The organism is Demequina sp. NBRC 110052, assembly GCF_002090075.1.
Lineage (GTDB): Bacteria > Actinomycetota > Actinomycetes > Actinomycetales > Demequinaceae > Demequina.
Genome location: NZ_BBRI01000002.1, coordinates 1419006 through 1444387, shown reverse-complemented (window position 1 = coordinate 1444387; position 25382 = coordinate 1419006). Strand labels below are relative to the sequence as shown.

General features: G+C 69.4%; 24 protein-coding genes and 2 tRNA genes. 14 read left to right on the top strand and 12 right to left on the bottom strand.

The window, feature by feature from the left end; translation table 11 throughout:
* Nucleotides 1–121 precede the first annotated feature (121 nt).
* Nucleotides 122–2620 (bottom strand): FAD-dependent oxidoreductase, encoded by a 2499-nt coding sequence (locus B7K21_RS06995; protein WP_084074567.1) that lies wholly within the window; start codon nt 2618–2620, stop codon nt 122–124.
* 222 nt (nt 2621–2842) lie between these two features.
* Between B7K21_RS06995 and B7K21_RS06990 the strand changes: the two genes are divergently transcribed.
* The 7 genes from B7K21_RS06990 to B7K21_RS06960 all read left to right on the top strand — a co-directional run bounded on the left by B7K21_RS06990 (nt 2843) and on the right by B7K21_RS06960 (nt 9788).
* On the top strand, nt 2843–3277 hold the full coding sequence (locus B7K21_RS06990) for a Fur family transcriptional regulator (protein WP_084074564.1): 435 nt from the start codon (nt 2843–2845) through the stop codon (nt 3275–3277).
* A gap of 39 nt (nt 3278–3316) precedes the next feature.
* Nucleotides 3317–4831, top strand: a complete 1515-nt coding sequence (locus B7K21_RS06985) for a catalase (RefSeq protein WP_084074562.1) — start codon at nt 3317–3319, stop codon at nt 4829–4831.
* Nucleotides 4832–4985: 154 nt separating this feature from the next.
* The gene (locus B7K21_RS06980) at nt 4986–6833 is read left to right on the top strand and encodes a BCCT family transporter (RefSeq protein WP_084074559.1); all 1848 of its coding nucleotides are present in this window, start codon (nt 4986–4988) and stop codon (nt 6831–6833) included.
* Nucleotides 6834–6983: 150 nt separating this feature from the next.
* Nucleotides 6984–8531: a SulP family inorganic anion transporter gene (locus B7K21_RS06975; protein ID WP_084074556.1), complete on the top strand. Its 1548-nt coding sequence runs from the start codon at nt 6984–6986 to the stop codon at nt 8529–8531.
* Between the two features lie 144 nt (nt 8532–8675).
* The gene (locus tag B7K21_RS06970) at nt 8676–9455 is read left to right on the top strand and encodes a DUF3566 domain-containing protein (RefSeq protein ID WP_084074554.1); all 780 of its coding nucleotides are present in this window, start codon (nt 8676–8678) and stop codon (nt 9453–9455) included.
* A gap of 89 nt (nt 9456–9544) precedes the next feature.
* Nucleotides 9545–9618: transfer RNA gene (locus tag B7K21_RS06965), tRNA-Ile, on the top strand.
* A 94-nt stretch (nt 9619–9712) separates the two neighbouring features.
* A tRNA-Ala gene (locus B7K21_RS06960) sits at nt 9713–9788 on the top strand.
* A 60-nt stretch (nt 9789–9848) separates the two neighbouring features.
* Here B7K21_RS06960 and B7K21_RS06955 read toward each other — a convergent pair.
* Nucleotides 9849–10202 (bottom strand): hypothetical protein, encoded by a 354-nt coding sequence (locus tag B7K21_RS06955; RefSeq protein WP_144016086.1) that lies wholly within the window; start codon nt 10200–10202, stop codon nt 9849–9851.
* Between the two features lie 35 nt (nt 10203–10237).
* Nucleotides 10238–11413, bottom strand: a complete 1176-nt coding sequence (locus B7K21_RS06950) for a benzoate/H(+) symporter BenE family transporter (RefSeq protein WP_084074549.1) — start codon at nt 11411–11413, stop codon at nt 10238–10240.
* Between the two features lie 55 nt (nt 11414–11468).
* Here B7K21_RS06950 and B7K21_RS06945 point away from each other — a divergent pair, with 55 nt between their 5' ends.
* Complete coding sequence (locus tag B7K21_RS06945; RefSeq protein ID WP_084074546.1) at nt 11469–12041, top strand: helix-turn-helix domain-containing protein; 573 nt, start codon at nt 11469–11471, stop codon at nt 12039–12041.
* A 189-nt stretch (nt 12042–12230) separates the two neighbouring features.
* The gene (locus tag B7K21_RS06940) at nt 12231–12806 is read left to right on the top strand and encodes a manganese efflux pump MntP family protein (RefSeq protein WP_084074543.1); all 576 of its coding nucleotides are present in this window, start codon (nt 12231–12233) and stop codon (nt 12804–12806) included.
* Nucleotides 12807–12952: 146 nt separating this feature from the next.
* Here the strand turns inward: B7K21_RS06940 and B7K21_RS06935 are convergent, their stop codons facing one another.
* Nucleotides 12953–14044, bottom strand: a complete 1092-nt coding sequence (locus B7K21_RS06935) for a hypothetical protein (protein WP_084074541.1) — start codon at nt 14042–14044, stop codon at nt 12953–12955.
* 91 nt (nt 14045–14135) lie between these two features.
* On the opposite strand from B7K21_RS06935, the gene B7K21_RS06930 reads away from it, so the two are divergent.
* On the top strand, nt 14136–14675 hold the full coding sequence (locus B7K21_RS06930) for a peptidylprolyl isomerase (RefSeq protein WP_084074538.1): 540 nt from the start codon (nt 14136–14138) through the stop codon (nt 14673–14675).
* A 3-nt stretch (nt 14676–14678) separates the two neighbouring features.
* On the top strand, nt 14679–15458 hold the full coding sequence (locus tag B7K21_RS06925) for a rhomboid family intramembrane serine protease (protein ID WP_084074535.1): 780 nt from the start codon (nt 14679–14681) through the stop codon (nt 15456–15458).
* Between the two features lie 277 nt (nt 15459–15735).
* On the opposite strand, the gene B7K21_RS06920 is transcribed toward B7K21_RS06925, so the two are convergent.
* Nucleotides 15736–15993 carry a cell division protein CrgA gene (locus B7K21_RS06920; protein WP_084074532.1) on the bottom strand — a complete coding sequence of 86 codons (258 nt, stop codon included), beginning with the start codon at nt 15991–15993 and terminating at the stop codon, nt 15736–15738.
* Nucleotides 15994–16321: 328 nt separating this feature from the next.
* On the opposite strand from B7K21_RS06920, the gene B7K21_RS06915 reads away from it, so the two are divergent.
* From B7K21_RS06915 to B7K21_RS06910, 3 genes are read left to right on the top strand one after another with little or no spacing between them, the layout of a single operon-like run.
* The gene (locus B7K21_RS06915) at nt 16322–17167 is read left to right on the top strand and encodes a class E sortase (RefSeq protein ID WP_084074529.1); all 846 of its coding nucleotides are present in this window, start codon (nt 16322–16324) and stop codon (nt 17165–17167) included.
* Nucleotides 17164–17331 carry a hypothetical protein gene (locus tag B7K21_RS12590; protein ID WP_159448440.1) on the top strand — a complete coding sequence of 56 codons (168 nt, stop codon included), beginning with the start codon at nt 17164–17166 and terminating at the stop codon, nt 17329–17331. The genes B7K21_RS06915 and B7K21_RS12590 overlap by 4 nt, the downstream gene beginning before the upstream one ends.
* Nucleotides 17328–17954 (top strand): aminodeoxychorismate/anthranilate synthase component II, encoded by a 627-nt coding sequence (locus B7K21_RS06910; RefSeq protein WP_084074527.1) that lies wholly within the window; start codon nt 17328–17330, stop codon nt 17952–17954. Before B7K21_RS12590 ends, B7K21_RS06910 begins: the two co-directional genes overlap by 4 nt.
* A 23-nt stretch (nt 17955–17977) precedes the next feature.
* Here the strand turns inward: B7K21_RS06910 and B7K21_RS06905 are convergent, their stop codons facing one another.
* The 7 genes from B7K21_RS06905 to pknB form a co-directional block, all read right to left on the bottom strand.
* Nucleotides 17978–18862, bottom strand: a complete 885-nt coding sequence (locus tag B7K21_RS06905) for a prenyltransferase (protein ID WP_084074525.1) — start codon at nt 18860–18862, stop codon at nt 17978–17980.
* Complete coding sequence (locus tag B7K21_RS06900) at nt 18859–19173, bottom strand: lycopene cyclase domain-containing protein (RefSeq protein ID WP_084074522.1); 315 nt, start codon at nt 19171–19173, stop codon at nt 18859–18861. Before B7K21_RS06900 ends, B7K21_RS06905 begins: the two co-directional genes overlap by 4 nt.
* Nucleotides 19170–19499, bottom strand: coding sequence for a lycopene cyclase domain-containing protein (locus B7K21_RS06895; RefSeq protein WP_084074519.1), 330 nt, complete (start codon nt 19497–19499; stop codon nt 19170–19172). Before B7K21_RS06895 ends, B7K21_RS06900 begins: the two co-directional genes overlap by 4 nt.
* A complete protein-coding gene (gene crtI / locus B7K21_RS06890) occupies nt 19496–21181 on the bottom strand; it encodes a phytoene desaturase family protein (RefSeq protein ID WP_084074517.1) in 1686 nt (561 codons plus the stop codon). The genes B7K21_RS06895 and crtI overlap by 4 nt, the downstream gene beginning before the upstream one ends.
* A complete protein-coding gene (locus B7K21_RS06885; protein ID WP_084074514.1) occupies nt 21178–22071 on the bottom strand; it encodes a squalene/phytoene synthase family protein in 894 nt (297 codons plus the stop codon). Before B7K21_RS06885 ends, crtI begins: the two co-directional genes overlap by 4 nt.
* Nucleotides 22068–23150, bottom strand: a complete 1083-nt coding sequence (locus tag B7K21_RS06880; RefSeq protein ID WP_159448439.1) for a polyprenyl synthetase family protein — start codon at nt 23148–23150, stop codon at nt 22068–22070. Before B7K21_RS06880 ends, B7K21_RS06885 begins: the two co-directional genes overlap by 4 nt.
* Before the next feature lie 83 nt (nt 23151–23233).
* A complete protein-coding gene (pknB, locus tag B7K21_RS06875; RefSeq protein ID WP_084074508.1) occupies nt 23234–25312 on the bottom strand; it encodes a Stk1 family PASTA domain-containing Ser/Thr kinase in 2079 nt (692 codons plus the stop codon).
* Nucleotides 25313–25382 lie beyond the last annotated feature (70 nt).

Below are 25382 nucleotides of genomic sequence, written 5' to 3'. Positions count from 1 at the left end.
ACTATCCGTTTGCAGAGATGCTACGCGATGCTGCAGCACTGCGCACCTCGCATACACGCCGAGAGGCCCGGGTCTCCCCGGGCCTCTCGATGTCTGCGCCCGCGCTCGGGCGGATCGCACGCTAGATGAACAGCGTGGTTCCTGACTCCTGGGCCTCGCCCAGGAAGGTCGCCACGCCGGCGAGCTCGACGCCCTCGATGAGGTCGGACTGCGCCATGCCCAGCAGATCCATGGTCATCGTGCAGCCGAGCAGGCGGGCGCCGCCGTCCTGCGCGTTCTTGATGAGCTCGGGCAGCGACTGCACGTCGTGCTGCTTCATGACGTTCTTGATCATCGCGGTGCCAGCGCCAGCCATGTGCATCTGCGAGAGCGTCAGCTTCTCAGCGCCCTTCGGCATCATGGCGCCGAACATCTTGTCCATCATGGACTTGTCGCGCTTGGGCGGGTCAGTGCGGCGCAGCGCGTTGAGTCCCCAGAAGGTGAAGAACAGGGAGACCTCCTGGCCCATGGCCAGCGCGCCGTTGGCGATGATGAACGCCGCCAGTTGCTTGTCGAGGTCGCCGGAGAAGACCACCATCGACAGCTTGTTGCCGCCGTTGCTGCCGCCCACCTGGACCGGGGCGACGCCGCCCTTGCGGAACGTCGCGACGAATCCGGGGCCCTTGGGGTCCATCGACACGAGCGTGTGCCCGTTCTTGGACGCCCACGCAGGTCCGTCGAGTGCGAAGCCCGGGTCGGAGACGGTGACGCGGATCTCGTCGCCGGCATCTGCGGCCTTCATCGCGTTCGCGAGCCGCATGATCGGGCCGGGGCATGCGAGGCCAGTGCAGTCCAGGTCGGTCTGCTTGCCGGTCGCCGCGGCGACCGCCGACGCGACGGACACCTTCTCCGCGTAGTTCTCCATCGGAGGCTGCGCGCTGTACTCCTCGGCGGGGTTGTCGTGCACATGACCGTAGGTGGTCGAGCCTCCCGAGAGGGTCTTCACGTCGGTGAAGCCGTTCTGGATGAGGATGCGGTGCGCGAGGTACGACCGGAAGCCCACTGCGCAGTACACGCGGATCGGCTGGTCCTTGTCGGTCCAGGACTTGACGGCCTCACGGAAGTCGGCGAGCGGCACGCTCTCGGCGCCCGGCAGGTGGTGGATGCCGTACTCCTCGGGAGTGCGGACGTCGACGAGGCGAGTCCCGTCGGCGAGCGGCCACTCCTCGGCGTACCAGAGGTCGAAGTCGCCGCGGATGGTGTTGGCCGCGACGAAGCCGGCCATGTTGACGGGGTCCTTCGCGGAGCCGAACGGCGGCGCGTAGGCGAGCTCCTGCTCCTCGAGGTCGAAGACGGTGAGGCCTGCGCGGATCGCCATCGCGAACACGTCGATGCGCTTGTCGACCCCGTCGAAGCCGCACACCTGGGCTCCGTAGATCGCGCCGTCCTTCGGCGAGAACAGCAGCTTGATGTGCATCATCGCTGTGCCGGGGTAGTAGCCGGCGTGGCCCGACGGGTGCACGTGGATCACGCGGTAGTCGATGCCCGCGGCCTCGAGCTGACGCTTGGTGGCGCCGGTGCCGCCCGCGACCATGTCGAACACCTTGACGATCGAAGTCCCCTGGGTGGACTTGTACTCGGAGTCGCGACCGCACATGTTCTCGGCGGCGACGCGAGCCTGGCGGTTCGCCGGTCCCGCGAGGGGCGCGAGGAACTCGCCGGGCAGCACGGGGTGCGGAGTCTCGACAGCGTCACCCGCGGCGTAGATGGACGGGTCCGAGGTGCGCATGTGGGTATCGACCTTGATGCCGCCGCGCTCGCCGAGCTCGATCCCGGCGTCCTTCACGAGCTCCACCGCAGGCTTGACGCCCGCGGCGAGGATCACCAGGTCCGCCTTGAGCGTGGTCCCCGAGTTGAGCTCGACGCTCACGCGGTCATTGCCGTCGGCGTCGGCGAGCGGCTGGAACGCCGCCGCAGCGGTCGAGAGGTGGAGTCCGATGCCGCGCATGCGCAGGTGGCGCTCGACGGGGGCGGCGATGTCGGCGTCGACCGGGGGAAGGATCTGCGGCGCGAGCTCGACCACGTCGACCTTGACCCCGCGGTGGTGCAGGTTCTCGGCCATCTCGAGTCCGATGTAGCCTGCGCCGACGACCACGGCGGTGACCGTGCCGCGGCGTCCCGCCTTCTGCGCGTCGATGGCGGCGTCGAGGCGGGTCTTGATGCGGTCCATGTCGCCGATGCGACGCAGCACCTCCACGGCGGGGTGGTCGATGCCGGGCAGCGGCGGACGCACCGCCTCGGCTCCCATGCAGAGTGCGAGCTTGTCGTACGACTCGGTGTACTGCTTGCCGGTGTCCACCTCGCGTACGGAGACCGTCTTTGCCTCTCGGTCGATCGCGACGACCTCGGTGGCGATGCGCACGTCGATGTCGAGGGACTCGCGCAGGCTCTCAGGCGTCTGCAGCAGCAGGCGGGAGCGCTCGGAGATCACCTCGCCCACGTGGTACGGCAGGCCGCAGTTCGCGAACGAGACGTGGTGGCCGCGTTCGAAGACGACGATCTCGGCGGACTCGTCGAGGCGACGTGCCCTGGCTGCGGTGGATGCTCCTGCGGCGACTCCGCCGACGACGACGAGCTTCATGATTCATACCTCCCGGGGTATTTGACCTGCTTTGAGGCTACGCCTGCCCCCGGGGGCATGCCTGGGCCCTAGGTCACCGAGACGGCCGACGCTGGGGTCAGGACGGGCAGGCGCGCACCTTCCTCGCCTCCCAGCATGCTCCGTCTGTACCCGGGCTGCAGGGCGAGAGCCGCCGCGGCATTTGATTTGATCAATTCAAAAGAGACCGCTAGTGTCAGAGGCATGGACCTCGACGCGCGCACGATGCTGGCCGACTCCGGCCTGCGCATCACCGCGCCTCGCGTCGCGGTGATCGACGCCCTGGTCGAGATGCCGCACGCCGCAGCCGACGCGATCTTCGCGAAGGTCAGCGAGACGCTTCCGCGGACCTCGCTTCAGGCGGTCTACAACGTGCTCGGCGACCTCGCCACGCACGGCCTCGCGCGTCGGATCGAGCCTGCCGGCTCGCCGGCCCTCTACGAACTCCGGGTGGGCGACAACCATCACCACGTCGTCTGCACGCACTGCGGCAAGGTCGCCGACGTCGACTGCAGCGTCGGGCATGCGCCCTGCCTCACACCTTCCGAGACCCACGGCTTCGCGATCGCAGAGGCCGAGGTCACCTACTGGGGAGTGTGCACGGAGTGCCGCGAGGCCTCCGTCGCCACTGTCCACTGAACTCTCACGTCCCCACCACGCAGAGGAGGTCCGCCAGCCATGACGGACAAGTTCACCACCACCAACTCGGGGGCGCCCGTCGCCTCCGACCAGCACTCGCAGACCGTCGGGAACGACGGCGTCACCGCGCTCACCGACCACTACCTGGTCGAGAAGCTCGCGCAGTTCAACCGTGAGCGTGTCCCGGAGCGCGTGGTCCACGCCAAGGGCGGCGGCGCGTTCGGCACGTTCACGACCACCAACGACGAGATCGCGAAGTACACGCGCGCCGCGCTGTTCCAGCCCGGCGTCGAGACGGAGATGCTCGCGCGCTTCAGCTCGGTCGCGGGCGAGCACGGCTCCCCCGACACGTGGCGCGACCCCCGCGGCTTCGCGCTGAAGTTCTACACGACCGAGGGCAACTACGACCTCGTGGGCAATAACACCCCGGTGTTCTTCATCCGCGACGGCATCAAGTTCCCCGACTTCATCCGCTCGCAGAAGCGCCTGCCGGGCTCGCACCTGCGTGACAACGACATGCAGTGGGACTTCTGGACGCTGCAGCCCGAGTCCGCCCACCAGGTCACCTGGCTCATGGGCGAGCGCGGCCTGCCCCGCTCGTGGCGCGAGATGCAGGGCTACGGCTCGCACACCTACCAGTGGATCAACGCCGACGGCGAGCGCTTCTGGGTCAAGTACCACTTCAAGAGCCAGCAGGGCGTGCACGGTCTGACCATCGATGAGGCGGGCCAGCTCGCAGGCTCGGACGCCGATCACCACATCCGCGACCTCTACGAGCACATCGAGGCCGGCGACTACCCGCGTTGGGACCTCTACGTGCAGGTCATGCCTTACGAGGACGCGAAGACGTACCGCTTCAACCCGTTCGACCTCACCAAGGTGTGGCCGCACGGCGACTACCCGCTCATCCCGGTGGGCGTCATGGAGCTCAACAAGAACCCCGAGAACTACTTCGCGCAGATCGAGCAGGCCACGTTCGCGCCGTCGAACTTCGTGCCCGGCATCGGCGCGTCGCCCGACAAGATGCTCATGGCCCGCATCTTCAGCTACGCGGACGCCCATCGCTACCGCGTGGGCACCAACCACGCCGACCTTCCCGTCAACTCGCCGCACGCGGCGAGCCCGCACGGTCACTCGTACGCCAAGGACGGCGCGATGCGCTACTCGTTCTCGTCACCCGAGACCCCGGTGTACGCGCCCAATTCGCACGGCGGCGCTCACGCCGACGCCGAGCGGGCGGGCGATGCTGGCAACTGGCAGTCCGATGGCGAGCTGGTGCGCGCTGCCGCGACGCTCCACGCCGAGGACGACGACTTCGGTCAGGCGGGCACGCTCTACCGCGACGTCTTCAATGACCAGGAGAAGGCTCACATCCTCGAGCAGATCACCGGCCACGTGGGCGCCGTGAAGTCGGACGACATCCGTGAGCGCGCGATCCAGTACTGGACCAATGTGGATGCCGACCTGGGCGCCCAGCTGCGTGCCAACCTCACGGGCAAGGCGCCCTTCGAGGCCGGCGAGCCTGGCACTGGGTGGGAGCCCGCGAGCGTCTGACCGACGCTGCGCCTCGTCACCTGACGGCGGGGCCCGCCCAGGGCTCCGCCGTCGCGAAGGCCGGACCTCCAGTCCCCGGGAGGTCCGGCCTTCGTCATGTCCAGGCAAAGGTTCCATCCTGCATGGGCCATGCGACATTGCTACGGTGACATGCATGTCCCAGGAGCCGGATTCCCCCACGACCACCGAGACCGACGACATGGCCGCGCCCGCGGGAGCCGCTCCTCCCGAACCCTCATCGTGGCTCGCGCGCCTCAACGCGGGCATCACGCCGTGGGTCTTCTACCCGGCCGCGGTGATCATCGTGGGCTTCGTGATCTTCGCGATGGCGCTGCCCGACGCGGCAGGCGAGTTCTTCGAGAGCGTGAACGGGTCGATCGTGGGTGCGCTCGGCTGGTACTACATCCTCGCCGTCGCCATCTTCGTCGCGTTCTCCTTCTATATGGGCCTGAGCCGGTTCGGGCGCATCCGCCTGGGCAAGGAGTCCGATCGCCCCGAGTTCTCGACGGTCTCCTGGTTCTCGATGCTGTTCGCGGCCGGCATGGGCATCGGGCTCGTCTTCTGGGGTGTGGCCGAGCCCCTGAACCACTACGCCAATCCGCGTCCCGCGGTGGCGGGCCTGCCGCAGGCAGACATCGCCGAGCAGGCGATCAACCAGTCCTACATGCACTGGGGCATCCATGCGTGGGCCATCTACGCCGTGGTGGGCGCCGCGATCGCCTACACGGTGCATCGCCTCGGCAAGCCGATGTCGATCCGCTGGTCGCTGCAGCCGGTGCTCGGCAAGCGCGTCAAGGGGGGACTCGGGCACGCGATCGACGTGGCCGCCGTCGTCGGCACCCTGTTCGGCGTCGCCACCTCGCTGGGCCTCGGGGTCAGCCAGATCGCCTCCGGCATGGAGGCGGTGGACCTGCTGTCGAACCCCGGCAACCTCGCGAAGGTCGTCATCATCGGCATCGTCACGACGATCTCCCTCGCCTCGCTCCTGTCCGGCGTGGGCAAGGGCATCAAGTGGCTCTCGAACGCGAACCTGGTGCTCGCCGGGGGCCTCATGCTGTTCGTGCTGATCGCGGGACCCACGTTGTTCCTCGAGCGCGAGTTCGTGCAGTCCATCGGCACGTACATCCAGGACTTCATCGGCCTCACCTTCGACGTCTCGGCCTATGAGGGCCAGGCGGGCGAGGACTGGCAGGCGGGCTGGACCACGTTCTACTGGGGCTGGTGGATCGCATGGGCGCCCTTCGTGGGCATCTTCATCGCGCGCATCTCGAAGGGTCGCACCGTGGGCGAGTTCGTCGCGGGAGTGCTCGCGGTGCCCACGATCATCACGTTCCTGTGGTTCTCGATCATGGGCGGCACGGCGCTGTACCGCGAGATCTACGGCGCGGGCGGGCTGATCGGCGAGGACGGATCCGTCGACTCGACGATGTCGCTGTTCACGATGCTCGCCGACCTGCCCGGCGGGTACCTCGTGTCGATCGGCGCGATCATCCTCATCGCGCTGTTCTTCATCACGTCGTCTGACTCGGGCTCGCTCGTGGTGTCCATGCTCACGGCTGACGGCACCGATGACCCGCCGCGCTGGGTGCGCGTGTTCTGGGGCGTCACCGAGGGCCTTGTCGCCGCCGCTCTTCTCGTGGCGGGAGGCCTCGGCGCGCTGCAGACGGCCTCCATCATTGCGGCGCTCCCGTTCTCGATCGTGATGCTGCTGATGGTGGTGTCGCTGTGGAAGATGTTCCACAAGGAGCATCTGCGCTACGAGTTCGAGGACCGGCAGGAGCTGCTTTCCGAGATCGGCGACCATTACGGCCTCGACCAGCCGCAGCCCGACCCGCCTCCGGTGAAGAGGCGCCGCATGCCGCAGATGCCGTCGCTGCCCGGGCGCAGGAAGGCGCCGCCGGCGGCTGCCGCGACGCCCCCAGCCGACGCGTCGGGCGCCCCAGAGGCACCGATCGCGACTGACGACACTCCGGGCGGGCCGGGTCCCCGGGAGCAGCAGTAGGCCCAGCAGGTCACGTGCCGTGACCGCCCAGGGAAGCCTCCGGTACCCTTGAGGCGGCCACGGCAGGCCCCCCACCCCTGAAGCGACGCGCTGACGCGCGTGCTCACGCCTGCCTGGCAGCGATGTCCCCGCCAGTCAGGAGCACCCCGCATGAGCACGCCCGCGCCCGCCCGACGCACGTCCACCGGCGTCCCCGAGGTCACCGATCGCTTTGGGATCCCGTGGCGGCCCAGCTCGTGGCAGCGTCCCGACTGGCTGTCGCCCAAGGTGATGCGCACCGAGGTCCTCTCGGGGCTCGTGGTGGCGCTCGCCCTCATCCCCGAGGCGATCTCGTTCTCGATCATCGCGGGAGTGGACCCGCGCGTCGGGCTGTTCGCCTCGTTCACGATGGCGATCGCCATCTCGTTCCTCGGCGGCCGCCCGGCCATGATCTCGGCGGCGACCGCGGCGGTGGCGCTGGTCGTCGCGCCGCTCGCGCGTGACTTCGGACTCGACTACCTGATCGCGGCGGTGATCCTCGGCGGCGTCTTCCAGGTGGTGCTGTCCCTGCTCGGGGTCGCGAAGCTGATGCGGTTCATCCCGCGCTCCGTGATGATCGGCTTCGTCAACTCGCTCGCGATCCTCATCTTCATGGCCCAGTTGCCGCACCTCACGGGCGTCAACTGGATCGTGTACGTGCTCGTGGGCGTGGGGCTCGCGATCATCGCGCTCCTGCCCAAGATCACCACCGTGGTCCCCGCGCCGCTCGTCGCGATCGTCGTGCTCACGCTCGTCACCGTGCTCGCGTCCATCGCCGTGCCGACCGTCGGCGACGAGGGAGCGCTCCCCGAGGGCCTGCCGACGCTGTTCTTCCCCGACGTTCCGCTGACGTTCGAGACGCTGCAGATCGTCGCTCCCTACGCGCTGGGCGTCGCGCTCGTCGGCCTGCTCGAGTCGCTCATGACCGCCAAGCTCGTGGACGACGTCACAGACACCCACTCGGACAAGACGCGTGAGGCGTGGGGCCAGGGCGCCGCGAATATCATCACGGGCTTCTTCGGCGGCATGGGTGGCTGCGCGATGATCGGCCAGACGATGATCAACGTGAAGGTGGGCCGTGCCCGCACACGTCTGTCGACGTTCGCGGCGGGCGTGTTCCTGCTGGTCCTCATCCTCGCGCTGGGCGACGTGGTCGCGATGATCCCGATGGCGGCTCTCGTGGCGGTCATGATCTTCGTCTCGTGGGCCACGTTCGACTGGCACTCGATTCGGCCCTCGACGCTCAGGCGGATGCCGCGCTCGGAGACCTCCGTGATGCTCGTGACGGTCGCGATCGTCGTGGTGACCCACAACCTCGCGTACGGCGTGGTCGCGGGCGTCGTGCTCGCGTCGGTGTTGTTCGCACGCCGAGTCGCACACATTGCCGACGTCACGGGCGCGGAGCCCGTCGACGGCGTGCGCCGCTACACCGTGAGCGGCGAGCTGTTCTTCGCGAGCTCGAACGACCTGTACTCGCAGTTCGACTATGCAGGAGACCCGGACAAGGTCGTGATCGACATGACGCACTCGCACGTGTGGGACGCCTCCACCGTCGCCGCGCTCGACTCGATCGAGCACAAGTACGCGACGCACGGCAAGAGCGTCGAGATCGTCGGACTCAACGACGCGTCGCAGGAGTTCCACGGCCGCATGACGGGTCACCTGGGCGCCGGGCACTGAAGCCTCCCACCCGATCCGCCGCCGGGGCAACCTTTCTCGATCCAGGTACGTTGAGAAACCTGAGGGGGCGGGAGTGAGCCTTCGCTGCGCCTCAAGTACCCTGGACCCCGTGAGACGGCGCGTCGCCGTCCCGAAGGAGTGTCGATGAACGCGGACGACCGCGCCACGCAGCCCACCACCGACGCCCCGGCGTCGGCCGCCCCGGTGACCCCCGCGTCGGGCGTGTCCCCGCAGCGCGCGCCGCTGCGCTCCGGACAGGTGCCCACGCGCGCCCCGCTCACCGGCGGCACCCCGGTGACCGGAGCGGGAGCGAACGGCGCCCCGACCTCGAGCCCTGCCCCCGCCTCGAACCCTTTCGCGCCGCAGTCCGGCTCGACGGCGTTCCCGGCGCGTCCGACGACCGGCGCCCAGCCCGTTGCCCCGCAGCAGCCGGCAGCGCCCGTCGAGGAGGAGTCGACCTCCGCGTTCGGGCGTGGCCTGGGCAAGATCAAGTCCGCCGCGGCGAATGCGAAGGAAGAGATCGCTTCGGCCGACCCCATCGCCGCGTCCAAGAAGAAGGGCGGACCCCGCAAGGTCCGCGTGCTCGTCTCGCGCATCGACCCGTGGTCGGCACTCAAGATCGGCTTCCTGCTGTCGATCGCGATCGGCATCATGATGGTCGTCGCGATGTACGTGCTGTGGAACGTGCTCGACTCGATGGGCACGTGGGTGCTCATCAACGAGTGGGTGCTGCGCCTGTTCCCCGAGAACACCGACCTCGACCTGCTGCAGTTCGTGGAGATCGACAAGGTCATGTCCGCCACGACGCTCATCGCCGTGGTCAACGTGGTGCTGCTCACCGCGCTCACCACCATCGGCGCTTTCCTCTACAACGTCGTCTCCGCCGTCGTCGGCGGCTTCTACGTCACCCTCACCGACGACTGAACCCACGCCCGACGCCGGGGCCGCCGCCAGTTTGGTTCGCGCCCCTCGCGTTTGGTATGGTTTATCGCCGCGGCCACGCCGCGGAGAACGGGCCCATAGCTCAGGCGGTTAGAGCGCTTCGCTGATAACGAAGAGGTCGGAGGTTCAAGTCCTCCTGGGCCCACGGAAGCGACCGGAAGGTCGCGTCGGATGGTCGATGCGGCGCAGCCGCTCCCTTCCGAGCCACAGATCCTCATGAGATGATGGATCACCCGCAAGGGGCCTTGGCGCAATTGGTAGCGCACCTGCTTTGCAAGCAGGGGGTTAGGGGTTCGAGTCCCCTAGGCTCCACCACCGGCCCGGCGCTCACGCGCCGGGCCTTCTGCGTCTGGGGGATCGTGGGCGCCCGGCTGGTCAGTGAGCCGGAGGCTTGAGTTCGTTGAAGAGCACGATCAGCAACGGGGCGCCGATGCCGACGGCGACGGCGAGCCGAGCCTTCCACGAGCGCACCCACGGCACCGCGACGATCGGCGTGAGGAGGATCGCCACCGCCAGGAGCACCTCGGCGAAGATCTCCCCGGGATCGCCGTACGACACGCCGTATCCCCCGCCGGAGCATCCGCTGATGCCGCATTGCGACAGTGCGGCGATGAAGAGCGGCCCTGCGGCTGCCGCGGTGGCGATGGGCATCGCCCATAGCAGGTGCAGCCATGCGAACCGGCGCCGACGCGGTGCCTGGGGCTCTTGGGACGCCGCACCGTATGTCATCGGTCCCCCCTTGACCCTGTAGCAGTGCTCTCGCCTCACCGTACCGTCACGGCACCGCGATCACGCTGAGCGAGCACCCACCGGACCGCGAGGCCGGCGATGAGTGCCCAGAACGCGGAGCCGATGCCGGCGATGGCGACGCCCGACGCCGCGAGCAGCAGGGTGATCACCGCCGGGATCCTGTCGCTCGGCTCGGTGAGGGCGCCGGAGGTGGAGGCTGCGAAGGTGGTGAGCAGCGCCAGGCCGGCGACGGCCTCGAGCAAGCCGGCGGGAGCAGCGGCCACCAGCGTGGTGAGGGTTGCGGCGATGGCGGCGATCCCCAGGTACGCGGCGCCGGCCGTCGCGGTGGCGACCCAGCGTCGGGACTTGTCGGGGTGGGATTCGGGGGAGGCGGGCAATGCGGCGGTGATGGCCGCGAGGTTGATCGCATGCCCACCGAACGGGGCGCCCAGGACGGTGCCGACGCCGGTGACGAGCATCGCCGGACGCCATGGCGTCTCGAAGCCTGCTGCGCGCAGCACCGCCACGCCGGGCACGTTCTGTGAGGCCATGGTGACGATGTAGAGCGGCACGGCGACGCCGAGTACGGAGCCCAGCGACAGCGTCGGGCTCGTGAGGGTGAACGTGGGCGTGGCGAGGGCGAGGTTGCCGGACCGTGCCGTGGCCACGACCATCATGACCAGCGCGAGCGCGAAGGCCGCGGGCGTGGCCCAGCGGGGCGCGAACGCATGGACGGTGATCCACGTGACGATGAGCACGCCGACGAGCCACGGCTGCGACGCGAGCGACGTGAACGGTGCGAGGCACAGAGGCACGAGGACGCCGGCGAGCATGGCTTGCGCGATGGGGGTGGGGATCGCGGACACGAGGCGGCCGAGCGGGGCGATCAGCCCGGTCGCGACGACGAGCGCACCCGTGAGCGCGAAGGCGCCGACCGCGGCGGGCCAGCCGCCTTCCACGTAGCCCTGAGTGGCGAGCAGTGCGGCGCCGGGTGTGGACCAGGCGAGCGTGAGCGGTGTGCGGTAACGCCACGAGAGCCACAGCATGCCGATCGCCTGCGTCACACACAGTGCCGCGAGGCCGGAGGCGGCTTGCGCATCGCTGGCACCGACGGCCTTGAGTCCGGCGAGTACGACGGCGAACGAGCTTGCGAAGCCGACGAGTGCGGTGACGAGGCCCATCGCGACGGTGTGCCGAAAGCCGTGTTCCATAGACAGAACGGTACTCGAGGTGTTCCGCAAACGGAACACTGGTTAGGCTGGCAAGGTGAACACCGACGCCACGCACGCGGGCTCACCTCCGCAGACCGCACCCGAGGACATCGCCCCGCTCGTCGGCGAACGGCTGCGGGCGATCCGCGCGGAGCGCGGTCTCTCGCTTGGCGCGCTCGCAACCATGGCGGGCATCGGCAAGGGGTCGCTGTCCGAGATCGAGCATGGCGCCCGCAACCCGACCCTTTCCACGCTGTACGCGCTCGCGAACGCGCTTGAGTTGCCGCTCGCGTGGCTCTTGGCTGAACGCCCAGGCGCGGAGGTCTCCTCTCCCGGTATCTCGACGCGCCTACTCGGCACCACCGGATCCGCATCCGACGCGGTCGAGATCTACACCCTGCACCTCACCCCGGGCGAGGTGCACCGCTCGGCTGCCCACGGCGCACGTGTCGTGGAGCACCTCATCGTCACCCGCGGACGGGTGCGCGCCGGACGCGCGGGCGAGGAAGTCGAGGCCGGACCCGGTGAGCATGTGGCCTGGGAGTCGGACTCCGCGCACAGCTACGCCGCGCTCGACGGTCCGGCCGAGGCGGTGCTGGTCATGCGTCGGGCAGATGTGCCAGACTAGGGCCGACGAAGGGGAGTAGCTCCCAGCGATCCGCAAGGATCCGAATCCACGTCGACATACTGGCGCTCCGGCGCCCGGGGTGGATTCCTGGCACTGCCGGGTGAGCGAGACCTTCGGCACGTTCAGCGTGCCGAGGCGACCCCTGACAGTCTCTCGACACGGCCATTCGACACCGCGAGGTGCCTTCCGTTGTCACTCCTCACGCTCCTGCTGACCTCCCTCGGCGTCGCCGCGGATGCCTTCGCTGTGTCCGTCGGCAAGGGCATGCACCTGCGACGCCTCGTGTGGAAGCCGGCGCTCCAGCTCGCCATCACGTTCGGTCTCCTCCAGGCGCTCATGCCCGTGATCGGGTGGGCGCTCGCGTCGCAGTTCGCCTCTCAGGTGCAGGCGTTCGATCACTGGATCGCCTTCGGCCTGCTCGTGGCCATCGGCGCGAAAATGCTGTGGGAATCGCGCCATGCCGACGACGACGTCGACGACGTGCCGGACGGCGACGTGCGCATCGGCGCGCGCGAACTGCTCGTGCTGGGCATCGCCACCAGCATCGACGCGCTCGCGGTCGGAGTCTCGTTCGCCTTCCTCGAGGTGGACATCGTGTTCGCGGTCGTGGCGATCGGCGTCATCACCTTCGTCGCCTCGCTGGCCGGCTACCGGCTGGGTCACCACGCGGGACAGCACCTGCGCTCCTACGCCGAGATCGCCGGCGGCCTCGTGCTCATCGGCATCGGCGTCAAGATCCTCATCGAGCACCTCGCCGCAGGCTGACCGCACACGCCCGACGGTTGCGTCAGCCAGGCTCCTCACGCCTCCGCAGACGCGGCCCACGCATCAGCCAGGCTCCTCACGCCTCCACCCAGCAGAACGCCCCGGCCATGAGGCCGGGGCGTCCGTGCGTGGTCGGCTGAGCGGTCTCAGCTCTCCGTCTTCTTCGTGGCGGGCTTCTTGGCCGCAGGCTTCTTCGCTGCCGTGGACTTGGCGGGCGCCTTCTTGGCCATCGCCTCGTCCTTGCGCTCCTCGGCGGTCAGCCCATCCTCGCCGGTGCCGCCCTCGTCCTCCCAGACGTCCTCGGCATCGTCGATCGTGCCAGCCAGGCCGACCGCGGCACTGTGCCGCGCCTCGTCCACCTGGCTCGCGAACTTCTTCGCCTCAGCCGTGGCGGTCTCCTTGACGCGCTCGATCGCGGGGCCCGCGGCCTCCTGGATCTTCTTCGCCTCCTCAAGCGCCGTCTCCTTGACGCGCTCATAGGCCGGACCCGCTGCCTCCTTCGCCTTCGCGTAGGTGGGGCCCACCTGCTCCATGGCCCTGTCCCACGCGGGACCGGCCGCGTCGGCGACCTGCTTCGAGGCCGTCTGCGCCGCATCGGACACGGTCGCGAAGGCCTTCTTCATGGCCGACGAGGTCATGTCGGTGGCCTTGTTGACGTCGTGACGGAGCCGGTCCGTGAAGGAGCCGTCGTCGCCGTCGAGCTCCCACTCGTCATCACCGGCCCAGGCGTCGCGGCCCGGGTCGCGACGCGCCCACACCACGAGCGCCGCACCGGCGGCCGCGGCGAGCGCGATCGGCAACAGCACCTTGCCGGCGCCGCCCTTCTTCTCCTCCGGCTCCTCACCGGCGGCCTCAATGGCTGCGACCACCGCAGGGATGGCCGCACCCACGATCGCGCCATGCGCGACATCGGTCCAGTGCGACGCCTTCTCGCCGGCCTTCTTGGCGTAAGGCGAGACCTTGCGTGCGCCCTCGTGATACGCGGCCTCGGCGCGCGGCGCCGCCCAGTCGTACGCCTGCTTCGCCTTCGGTGAGGCCCAGGCCCTCGCCTGCGCAACCTTGGGCGCCGCCCACTCGGCCGCATGCTCGGCCTGCGGACCCGCCCACTCCTTGGCACGCTTGGCGGCATCGACCGCCGCGTGCGCCGCCTTGTCGGCGGCCTCGCGAGCCGCGACCGCGGCCTGTTCGGCCTGCTTACGGTACTGCTCGGGGTCCATCTCGAACTTCGCCCGTCCCATTGCGAGCCTCCCATCGTCCAGTTGGTGAGCCTTTTACCCATCGTGCCACCTCTCGGGTGCAATCGCGAGGCCCTATGCGACAATGGCGAGCATGATTGCAACCTTCGAGACCACCGCCGGTGACATCCGGATCGAGCTCTTCCCTAACCACGCGCCCGTGACCGTCGGCAACTTCGTCGGCCTCGCCACGGGTGAGAAGGAGTGGAAGGACCCCGCCACGGGCGAGGCCAGCCACGAGCCCTTCTACAACGGCCTCGTCTTCCACCGCGTCATCGACGGCTTCATGATCCAGGGCGGCTGCCCGCTCGGCACCGGCACCGGAGGCCCCGGCTACACCTTCGACGATGAGATCCACCCCGAGCTGCGTTTCAACGAGCCCTACCTCCTCGCGATGGCCAACGCCGGCCAGCGCGTCAACCCGATCACGGGCAAGCCCGCGGGCACCAACGGGTCGCAGTTCTTCATCACTGTGACCAACCCCGACTGGCTCAACGGCAAGCACACCATCTTCGGCAAGGTCGCGGACGACGAGTCCAAGGCCGTCGTGGACAAGATCGCCACCACCAAGACCGGTCCCGGCGACCGCCCGGTCGAGGACGTGATGATCACGTCCGTCACCATCGCCGAGTAGTCGATGACCGCTTCGGGGGGCGCGGCCGCAGTCGAGCCCGTCTGCCCGCGCCACCCGGACCGCGTCTCCTACGTCACCTGCCAGCGCTGCGGCCGGCCCACGTGCCCCCAGTGCCAGGTGCCGGCACCCGTCGGCGTGCTGTGCGTCGACTGCGAGCGTGAGGCTCGCCAGCAGGTGCGCCCCGTCGTGAACCGCCTCGGCTTCACCTCCGCCTTCGGCACCCCAGTCATCACGTACGCGATCATCGCGCTCAACGTGCTCGCCTTCGCTGCGGGCTATCTCGTGATCGGCCGCGAGGTGTGGATCATTGACTGGGGACTCTGGCCGGCGATTGGCGATGCGCTTGGCGGCGTCGGCACCGAGTGGTACCGCTGGATCTCCTCAGGCTTCCTGCACTTCAGCGTGTGGCATATCGGCATGAACATGCTCGTGCTGTGGCAGTTCGGCACGCAGCTCGAACCGATCCTCGGGCGCCTCAGATTCCTCGCGCTGTACGCGGTGTCCCTCGTCGGGGGTTCGCTGAGCGTGGTGCTGCTCGCCAATGGAGGCGTGCACGGCGGCGCTTCCGGCGCGATCTTCGGCCTCTTCGCCGCGTACGCGGTCGTGCTCTGGAAGCTCAAGCTCGACTACCGCTCGGTGCTCACCACCGCGGGTCTGTGGCTCGTGTTGGGTTTCGTGATCCCCGGCATCTCGTGGGAGGCCCACCTCGGCGGTGCCGTCGGCGGCGCGCTGTGCATGCTCGCGATGCTGCATTGGGTGGACCGCAAGGGTCTGCGGCGCTGACGCGACTCGGGCTAGTTACAGCCCTGTAGTTATCCCCCACTGTGGAGATGGGTGGGGATAACTACAGCAGTGTCATTCACATATCCCCACAGTTATCCACAGGATCGCGGGCGGGGGCGCCGACTTGTGCACAGCGTCGGGCGTGCCTGTGGAGCGTGACGCGGGAGATCGAGAAGCGCGGCGCGAACCCCGCCCGGATACAACGGAGCGCACCAGGGCGGGCTTGCCCTGGTGCGCTCGACGTCTGAGGTGAGGCGCGGCGTCTGCGGCGCGCGGACTACTTCCAGCGCGTCAGCAGGCCCATCGCCGCGGCCATGAACACGAAGCCGACGCCCACGTTCCAGTTGTAGATCGGCAGCGGGTACTGGCCGGCCGTGATGTAGTGCACGACGATCCAGCCGAGGCCGATGACGAGCAGCGCGACGATGGTGGGGACGAGCCACTTGGGGTTCTCCGACTCGGGCTTGCCGAGGTTGCGGGGGGCCTTGTAGACCTGCGGCTTGTTCTTCTTGGTCCGCTTCTTGGACTCGGGCACGGCTCACTCCTGGGGGTCGTCGCGCTCGCGCGCGGTGTACGGCTGCTGGGTCAAGGGTACCCAGTGCTGAGAACGTCGGCCTGCGACCCCGGGCCCAGCCGCCGAATGGACCATGCGTGAGTGTTGCCGCCGCGGCTCCCACACGCACTTCGTGGTGCACTCGGCGTGTTGGCTCCGCGTCGGCGGGTCGACACGCGGCGAATGGGCAACCCGCGTGCGGGAGCCGCGGCGCGTGCACACGCGGCGTCCTCAGGCGAACAGCTGGGGTGCCAGTGCGGTCCCCACAGGGGCTGGGCTGCGCCCGTGCGCTCGCGTACCCTGGGGCACTATGGCGATCGACTCCGACCTCGAGGCCCGGCTCGCGTCGGCGGCCCCGCCTCAGGGTGAGCCCGTCCCCGTGGACGGCGAGAAGGCCCCGCGCCGCCTGGGCGTGCTGGACCGCATCCTCGGCATCACGGGTGAGCTGCTCATCGCAGCCGGCGTGATCCTGGGCCTGTTCGTGCTGTGGCAGCTGTTCTACACGGACGTGCAGGCCGACCGGGTGCAGGACGAGATCGTCGAGGAGTTCATCGCGCCCATCACGGCGGATCAGGGCAGCGGCCAGGGCGGCGACGTCTCGGCGCCCGACGTGGTGCAGACGATCCCGGCAGAGTTCCAGTTCACGGATGACCCCCCGGTCATGTCGGAGCCGGGCCACGCCGAGACGTTCGCGGTGATGTACGTGCCGCGGTGGGGCGAAGACTATGTCAAGCCGATCTCGCAGGGCACCGACCGTCGCACCGTGCTGGACGTGCTCGGCATCGGCCACTACGAGGGCACGGCCATGCCCGGCGGGCTGGGCAACTTCGCGGTCGCCGGCCACCGCACCACCTACGGCAAGCCTTTCAACCGCGTCGCAGAGCTCGAGGTCGGTGACTCGGTCATCGTCCAGACCGACGAGGCGTACTACGTCTACGAGATCTACGAGTACGACATCGTGCGCCCCACCGACGTGCAGGTCGTCGCGCCCGTGCCCAACCAGCCCGGCGTCGCACCCGACGGCCGCTACCTCACGATGACCACGTGCCACCCGCTCTACTCGGCGGCGCAGCGCTGGATCGTGCACGCGGAGATGAAGTACTGGGCGCCGCTCGATCAGGGCATCCCGCCCGAGATGGTGGAGGACCTCTCATGATCTCGACCTGGGTCTGGGGACGGCTCCCCGGCAACGCGTGGATGAAGGCACTGATCCTCGCTGTCGCGTTCGCTGCGATGGTGCTCGTGCTCTTCGAGTGGGTCTTCCCGTACGTGTCGGTGCACCTGCCGATTCAGGAGCAGACGGTGGAGGGCGGAGCATGACGAAGATCCTCGTCGTCGACAACTACGACTCCTTCGTCTACACGATCGTCGGCTACCTGCGTCAGATGGGGGCCGAGATCACGGTGGTGCGCAATGACGCCCTGCACACCGTCGGTCCGGTCACCGACTACGACGGCGTGCTCGTCTCCCCTGGGCCTGGAACTCCCGCGGAGGCAGGCTCGTCCATGGACGCCATCCGCCAGTGCGCCGAGTACGGCATCCCGATGCTGGGAATCTGCCTGGGCCACCAGGCGCTCGCCGAGGTCTTCGGCGGCGTGGTCAGCCACGCGCCGGAGCTCATGCACGGCAAGACGTCCGAGGTCACGCATCACGGCGACTCGGTGCTGACGGGCCTGCCGTCGCCGTTCACCGCCACGCGGTATCACTCGCTCGCGGTCGAGAACCCCACGGTTCCCGACGAGCTCGAGGTCACGTGCTCCACGGCCAACGGCATCATCATGGGCCTGCAGCACCGAACCCTGCCGCTCGCCGGCGTGCAGTTCCACCCAGAGTCCGTCCTCACGGAGGGCGGTCACCGCCTCCTCGCGAACTGGCTCGAGGTGTGCGGCATGCCCGACGCGGAGGCTCGGTCCGCGGGCCTCAGCCCGCTCGTGCGCAAGTAGCCGGTCGGGGGTACCCGGCGCGGCTAGAGCCAGCCGTTCCACTCGACGATCAGCAGCATCGTCACCAAGAAGCCCACGGGCTGGTTGAGCCACAAGAACGTGCGCCATCCGCGGTTCGCGTCCTCGCACGTCTCATCCGTCACGCGCGCGAAGCGGGACACGGAAGCCACGTACGGCAGGGGCAGCAGGGCCGCGAGCGTGCCGGGCCAGGGCAGCAGGACCAGCAGGACCGCAGCCGCGAGATACGCCGCCATCGAGAACCACACCGTGGGCTGCGCGCCCAGCACGGTCGCGATCGAGGAGATCCCGCCCTCGCGGTCGGCCTTCACGTCCTGCACCGCACCGAAGGCGTGGCTGGCCATGCCCCACAGCACGAATGCGACCCACACGGGCCACACCGCAGCATCGCCGAGCGATACCTCCGCGAGCACGAGCGCATACAGCAGGGGCCCGGCGAAGTGCAGCGCGGAGGTGAGCGAGTCCAGCACCGGGCGCTCCTTGAAGCGCAGCACCGGAGCCGAGTAGGCGATCACCCCGAACACGACGAGCACCAGAGTGACGGCTGCAGCGGCACCGCCCTGCAGCATGAGCCACACCATCGGCGGCAGGACCGTCACTCCGGAGGCCCACAGGATCGCCCGGTGCACGCGCCGCGCGCGCTCGCGGTCCCGGATGACGTCGCCCTCGATGCCGCCCTTGCGCGGGTTGGCGAGGTCCGACTCGTAGTCGAAGACGTCGTTCACGCCGTACATGAGCAGGTTGTACGGCACGAGGAAGAACAGCGTGCCGACGATGAGCACGGCATTGATCTCGCGCACCGCCATCAGGTAGCCGGCGGCGAAGGGGAACGCGGTGTTGATCCACGACACGGGCCGCGAGGCCTTCACGATGCTCGCGAGCACACTCATGCGTTCTCCTCCGACGTCACGGTACGGCCCGAGCGGCCCAGCCACGTCCACAGCGCTGGCACGAGCAGGACAGCCCCGAGCGCGTACGAGAAGTCCTCGATCGGTGCGAACCACACGCGCACACCGGAGATCAGCGCCTCGTCGTAGTCGACGATGCCCAGGCCGACGATGACGTTGTCGAAGACCGCGGTCAGAGCCACGAGCACGAGCCCGGTGAGAAGCAGCGGCCTTGCGCGGAGCCTGCGCAGCGTCGGGACGGTGACGAGCGCGAGCAGCGCGAGCACGGCCACAGACAGGATCACGTACGTCACGCGGACACCCCCGTGGGGCGAGCGCGACGGCGTGAGAACGCGAGCCACAGCAGGAGCGTCTGATAGTTGAGCAGCGTGAGGAACAGCAACTCCTCGACCGGCACCTCGGGTGCCACGACCAGCCCCGTCTGGTACGGGGCATCGCCGATGAAGAAGATGCCCAGCTCCACGCCGATCAGGTCCCACACGAGGAAGAAGGCGACGCCGAGCGCCACCGTCAGCGCCGTGCGCCGGGGCTGGTCGAACAGCGCGAGGCGGAACCGCCGGTCGAGCACGCCGAGCCCCAGCAGGCTCACCACGAGAGCGGCGAGGTACGCGACGCTCACGCGGCGTCCCCGCTGGAGGCGGCCACGGCGTCGGGCTTGCCCGAAGCGCGGCGCGCCAGGTCTCCCAGCAGTCCTCGCGCCCGGGATCCGGCGAGGAAGCCGGGCGCCGCTGGTGTGGCCAGCGGCGTCGCCGAGGTGTCGCCCAGCAGGCGCTTGGCGACGAGCTCGGCGGAGATGAGGCACATCGGCATGCCGATGCCGGGCACGGTGGACGAGCCGACGTAGAGAAGGTTCGGCACCTTGGCGGAGACGTTCGCGGGCCGGAACAGCGCCGACTGCGCGAGGGTGTGCTCGAGTCCGAGAGCGGAGCCGCGCCAGGCGCTCAGCTGCGTCGCGAAGTCCGAGGGCGTGGTGATCGCGTGCACGGTGGTGCGCTCACGCAGGTCGGGAATGCGTGCCCACGCGGCCACCTGGTCCAGGTACCGCCCGGCGAGCTCCTCGAGCTCCTCTCGCGATTCCGGGGTCGCACCCAGTGAAGGGTCTGCGGGGAACGGCACGAGCATGAACAGGTTCTCGTGCCCGTCCGGCGCGGCGGACGGGTCGGTCGCGGTGGTGCGCGAGACGTACACCGACGCGGGCACGGGGGCGTGGAGGTCCTCGCCGCCCACGATCGCCTGGAAGTTCGCGTCCCAGTCGCGCGTGAAGAACAGGTTGTGGTGATCCAGCTGCGGCAGCGTGCCGCGCACGCCGGCGAACACCAGCAGCGAGCTCACGCCGGGGCTGCGGCGCTGCCACTTCGGCTCGTCCTGCCAGCGGTGCTCAGGGTCCAGCAGGGCCGTCTCGGTGTGATGCATGTCCGCACCGGACACCACCGCGTCGGCCGCGAGGGTCTCTCCCGAGGCGAGGGTCACACCGTGCGCGCGGCCGTCTGGCCCGACGTCGATGCGCGTCACATCGGCGCTCGTGCGGATCTGCACGCCCTCGCGCAGCGCGATCGACTCGAGCGCGCGGATCACCGCGTACATGCCGCCGCGCGGGTAGCGGACGCCGTCGGTGAGATCCAGGTGGCTCATGAGAGAGTACAGCGAGGGCGCGCGGTCGGGCGCGGAGCCGAGGAACACCGCATGGAAGCCGAGGATCTTGCGTAGGCGCGGGTCGCGCACGCGCGCGGCGATCGCGGCGCCCAGCGGGCGAGTCAGCAGGCGTGCGAGCCGCGGCAGGCGCTGCACCACCCGGGGCGACGCTGCGCGCAGCGGGTTGGCGTAGGTCGTGTACAGAAAGCGGTCGAGTGCCAGGTGGTACAGCTCATACGAGTCGGCGGCGTAGGCACGCATCGCCTCGCCGTCGCCCGCGCTGATCGCCTCGAATCGCGCGTAGTTGGCCTCGGCGTCTGCCTCCACGTCGAGTGCCTCCGCTGCACCCTCAGGATCGTCGCCCTCGAAGAACACGCGATAGCGCGGATCCAGGTCGATGAGGTCGAGCTCCTCCTGGGTGGATGTGCCCATGAGTGCGAAGAACTGATCGAACGCCTCGGGCATGAGGTACCAGGACGGCCCCGTGTCCCACCGGAAGCCAGCCTTTTCGAGCGTGCCTGCGCGGCCGCCGACGCGCTCATGGCGCTCCAGCAACGTCACCCGCATGCCGCCGCGCGCGAGCAGCGCCGACGCGGCCAGTCCCCCGATGCCCCCGCCGATCACGACCACGTGCGGCATGCCCGACGCTGGGGTGGGCTGGGCGGTCATGGTGCACCTCCGGAGGTGGTCTGGGGAGTCGCGACCACCATATTGCGTGCGGCGAGTCCCAGCTTGATGGGGTCTGGGACGCGCACGCGCGTCCTCACCAGGTCGCTCGCTGGCGTGACGGCGATGCGGTCCAGCAGCCGGGTGTAGATGTCGATCGTGGTGGCCACTCCGATGCGGGCGCGGCGCGGCAGCGCGGGGAGCGCGGCCTTCGCTGCCTCGATGTCGGCGCGGCAGTCGGCCACGAGCTCCGCGAGCGTCGCGTCGCTGAGGGTCGCAGCGGTCACGCCGGGGAAGTACGAGCGGCCGAGCGTGCCGTCGTCCTCGGCGAGATCGCGCAGGAAGTTCACCTTCTGATACGCCGCGCCGAGCCTGCGTGCCGCAGCCGCAACCGCGTCGGGCATGTTCACCGGACCAGTGCCGTCGTACAGGAAGACCGCGAGGCACATCTCGCCGACCACCTCGGCGGAGCCGTACACGTACTCCCGGAACGACTCGTCGGTGTGCTCGGCGCGCGTAAGGTCCATGCGCATCGACGCGAAGAACGGCACCGTCTGGGAGCGACCGACGCCCACGGTGCGCGCCGTACGGCCGAAGGCGTGCGCGATCAGGTTCGTCGAGAAGCCGCGGTCGAGCGCGGCATGCACCTCGTCCTCGAAGGCATCGAGCAGGGTGCCGGCGTCGGGACCGCGATACGTGTCGACGATCTCGTCCGCCACACGGACCATGGCGTACACGTCCTCGATGCGTCCGCGCATCGCGCGCGGCAGCAGGCGCGTGCCGAGCCCGAAGCTCGTGGAGTAGCGTGCGATCACCTGCGCGGCGGCGTCGTGCGCTGTGCGGTCGTAGAGGGCGAGGCCGGCGTCGTCGCCAGCCTCGGGCCGGTCGTTCACGCGGTGCGCTCCTCGAGAGCGTCGATGAGCTCGACGAGGTAGCCGGACAGGGGCGCGGGAATCCGCTCGAGTGCGATGCGGCGCGCCTGACGCGCATGGCGGCGGGCGACCCCGAGGGCCTGACCACGGGCGCCGGAGCCGATGAGGACCTCGCGCACGCGCGCGGCACCTTGCTCGTCCAGCTCGGAGTTGCCAAGCGCGCCATCGAGGATGTCCCGGGCCGCGGCGCTGCCACGGTGATATCCGAGTCGCATCAGCTCGGTGCGCTTGCCCTCACGGATGTCGGACAGGTGGGACTTGCCGGTGACCTCTGGGTCGCCGAACACGCCCAGATCGTCGTCGACGAGTTGGAACGAGATTCCCAGCGAGGTGCCGATCTTCTCGAGGTGACCCACCATGGTCGGGTCGCCGCCAGCGAGTTGCGCACCTGCGAGCATTGGCGCCGTGAACGAGTACACGGCGGTCTTGAGCTCGCACACCACCATCGGGTCGGCATCACCCGGGTGGGTCAGACCGCTGTACATGTCGAGCAGCTCCCCCGCGATCGTGCTGCGGATCGCGCGCGTCACCAGGTCCAGGCACGCGATGCGGTGATGCGCGGGCAGGGGAGCGCGCGAGATCAGGTCGTACGAGGAGCTCAGCGCGAGGTCGCCAGCAAGCAGCGCTGCGGTCATCACGTGGTCCTCGACTTGTGCCGGGCTGAGCCGGCTCCCGGCCAGCGCTGCGCGGCGCGTGCCGGCGACATTGGGGCGGCCGCGACGCACCTCGTCGTGATCGAGGATGTCGTCGTGGATCAGCATCGAAGTGTGGAGCATCTGCATCGCGGCGGCGACGGGAACGATCGCCTCGGGCTCGTCCCCTCCAAGTCCCGCATACGCGGCGAGTGCGAGCGAGGGCCGAACATTCTTTCCACCGTCGAACTGCGCGCCGAGGGTCGCCCACAAGTCGCGGTAGTCGTCACCGGCCTCGGGAATCTCCGTCATCGCGCGTGCGACATGAGCGTCCAGCGCGGCGCGCACGGCGGGTAGCCGCTCCGCCACGAAGCCGTGGAGCGTATCGACTGAGAGAACATGCGCCATAGTGCACTGTATGACAGCGGAGCCCCGTGGGGCATTCCCACGGGGCTCCATTTCTGAGAACTGCTGCCGGAATCTTCCGGCGGCTAGGCGCCGCCCCCGCCTCCGCCGCCCGGGCCGGGTGTGGGAGAGCTGACGGGCTCTGGGCCCTGCGACACGACCAGGTTCACCGTGGTGCCGACGGCGACCTGGGTGCCGGCGTTCGGGTTCTGCGAGATCACCTGGTTCGCCGGAACGGTAGCCGAGTATTGGTAGGTCACGGCGACCCCGAACCCGGCGTCCTCGAGAAGCGAGCGCGCGTCGGCCTCGGTGCGTCCCGCGACGTTCGGAACCTCGCGCACGCTGGGCGCCTCGGCCACGGAGATCTCGACGCTCGAGCCGATCGGCACCAGGCCGGCGGTGGGGCTCTGGGCGACGACGGTCCCGGGCTCGGCCTCGTCCGACTCGACGGTCGTGATGACCGAGCTGAGGTCGAGAGCCTGCAGCGCGGCGCGCGCCTCGTCCTCTGTCATGCCTTCGAGGTTGGGTAGCTCGACCTGGCCGTCGGCGATGAGCAGCTTGACCGACGCGCCCGCCTCGACCGTGGTGCCTGCGGCGGGATCGGTGCCGACTGCGCGCCCCTCCTCGAGCGTCGGGTCGTGCGCGGTCGTGTCCACCTCGGAGATGGTCAGGCCCAGGTCCTCGAGGGCGGCAGTCGCCTCCTCCTCGGACATGCCGCGCACGTCGGGGATCGCGAGCTCGGACGGCCCGGTGGAGACCAGCAGCGTGATGTCGTCGCCCTCGAAGAGCATCTCGCCCTCCTCGGGATCCGTGCCGATGGCCTGGCCGAGCGGCACGTCGGCGCTCGCCTGCTCCTCGGGCGTGACCTCGAGCCCCAGGTCTTCGAGCACGGTGGTCGCCTCCTCCTGCGTCATGCCCGCCACCGAGGGCACCTCGATGTCCGGCTCGGCCGGAGCGTCGGGCTTGAGCAGCAGCCACAGCAAAAGGACGACCGCGATGAGCGCGGCTGCGCCGATGGACGAGTACAGGATGATGCGACGCTTGCGCTCGGCGGCCTCGTCGACGAGTTCCTCCTCGCCAGTGACCGGCTGCGAGGCAGGCGGCACGGATGGCGGCGGGCCGCTCACGCCCTGGTACGCCGCGCCCGCCATGACGGCGGTGCCTGCGGCCTCCGGCATCACCGCGGTGGCGCCGGTGGTGGGCTGCTCGCCGGACTCGGGCTGGAACGACGCCGCAGCGACTCCGGCGGCGCCCGCGCCGAGCGCGGCGGAGCCCACGGCGATCGCCCCGGTCGAGGGGCTCACGGGGGCACCGCCCATGACGGCGCGCAGGTCCGCGAGGAACTCCTGAGCGCTCGCGTACCGCTCGTCACGGTTCTTCGCGAGCGAGCGCAGCACGACCTGGTCGAGCTCGGTGGGCACGTCTGCGGCGAACTGCGACGGACGCGGGGCCTCCTCGCGCACGTGCTGGTACGCGACGGAGACGGGAGAGTCGCCGACGAACGGCGGACGGCCTGCGAGGAGCTCGAACAGCAGGCAGCCGGTCGAGTACAGGTCCGAGCGGGCGTCCACATTCTCCCCGCGCGCCTGTTCGGGGGACAGGTACTGCGCGGTGCCGACGACGGCCTGCGTCTGCGTCATGGTCTGACCTGCGTCGGCGAGCGCGCGGGCGATGCCGAAGTCCATGACCTTGACGGCACCCGTGGGGGTCAGCATCACGTTGGCGGGCTTGATGTCGCGGTGCACGAGCCCCGCGTGGTGCGCATAGTCGAGCGCGGACAGCACGCCTGCCGTGATCTCGACGGCCTCGTCGATCGGCGCCGCGACGTCACCCTTGAGGATGTCGCGCACCGTGTGGCCCTCGACGTACTCCATGACGATGTACGGGACGGCCTGCGGGAAGCCCGCGTCCGTGACGACGTGGTCCTCGCCCGTGTCGTAGACCGCGACGATCGCCGGGTGGTTGAGCCCTGCGGCGGCCTGCGCCTCGCGCCGGAACCGCGTCTGGAACGACGGGTCGCGTGCAAGGTCGGCGCGCAGGATCTTGATCGCGACGGTACGGCCCAGGCGGGTGTCGTAGCCGATGTGGACTTCGGCCATGCCGCCGCGACCGATCAGGTCGCCGACCTCGTACCGGCCGCCCAGGATCTTCGCTTCCTCGTTCATTCCTCGTCCCATGCTGTCGTGCGCACGCGTGCGCGCTCCGCCTTATTGTGGCATCCCCCGTGTCTGACGC

Coding starts and splice junctions, on each gene's coding strand:
- B7K21_RS06930 (WP_084074538.1), top strand. CDS start 14,136: ATGATTGCAACCTTCGAGACCACCGCCGGTGACATCCGGATCGAGCTC.
- B7K21_RS06905 (WP_084074525.1), bottom strand. CDS start 18,862: ATGAGTGTGCTCGCGAGCATCGTGAAGGCCTCGCGGCCCGTGTCGTGG.
- B7K21_RS06970 (WP_084074554.1), top strand. CDS start 8,676: ATGAACGCGGACGACCGCGCCACGCAGCCCACCACCGACGCCCCGGCG.
- B7K21_RS12590 (WP_159448440.1), top strand. CDS start 17,164: ATGATCTCGACCTGGGTCTGGGGACGGCTCCCCGGCAACGCGTGGATG.
- B7K21_RS06925 (WP_084074535.1), top strand. CDS start 14,679: ATGACCGCTTCGGGGGGCGCGGCCGCAGTCGAGCCCGTCTGCCCGCGC.
- B7K21_RS06980 (WP_084074559.1), top strand. CDS start 4,986: ATGTCCCAGGAGCCGGATTCCCCCACGACCACCGAGACCGACGACATG.
- B7K21_RS06935 (WP_084074541.1), bottom strand. CDS start 14,044: ATGGGACGGGCGAAGTTCGAGATGGACCCCGAGCAGTACCGTAAGCAG.
- B7K21_RS06910 (WP_084074527.1), top strand. CDS start 17,328: ATGACGAAGATCCTCGTCGTCGACAACTACGACTCCTTCGTCTACACG.
- B7K21_RS06880 (WP_159448439.1), bottom strand. CDS start 23,150: ATGGCGCATGTTCTCTCAGTCGATACGCTCCACGGCTTCGTGGCGGAG.
- B7K21_RS06950 (WP_084074549.1), bottom strand. CDS start 11,413: ATGGAACACGGCTTTCGGCACACCGTCGCGATGGGCCTCGTCACCGCA.
- B7K21_RS06915 (WP_084074529.1), top strand. CDS start 16,322: ATGGCGATCGACTCCGACCTCGAGGCCCGGCTCGCGTCGGCGGCCCCG.
- crtI (WP_084074517.1), bottom strand. CDS start 21,181: ATGACCGCCCAGCCCACCCCAGCGTCGGGCATGCCGCACGTGGTCGTG.
- pknB (WP_084074508.1), bottom strand. CDS start 25,312: ATGAACGAGGAAGCGAAGATCCTGGGCGGCCGGTACGAGGTCGGCGAC.
- B7K21_RS06990 (WP_084074564.1), top strand. CDS start 2,843: ATGGACCTCGACGCGCGCACGATGCTGGCCGACTCCGGCCTGCGCATC.
- B7K21_RS06985 (WP_084074562.1), top strand. CDS start 3,317: ATGACGGACAAGTTCACCACCACCAACTCGGGGGCGCCCGTCGCCTCC.
- B7K21_RS06955 (WP_144016086.1), bottom strand. CDS start 10,202: ATGACATACGGTGCGGCGTCCCAAGAGCCCCAGGCACCGCGTCGGCGC.
- B7K21_RS06975 (WP_084074556.1), top strand. CDS start 6,984: ATGAGCACGCCCGCGCCCGCCCGACGCACGTCCACCGGCGTCCCCGAG.
- B7K21_RS06995 (WP_084074567.1), bottom strand. CDS start 2,620: ATGAAGCTCGTCGTCGTCGGCGGAGTCGCCGCAGGAGCATCCACCGCA.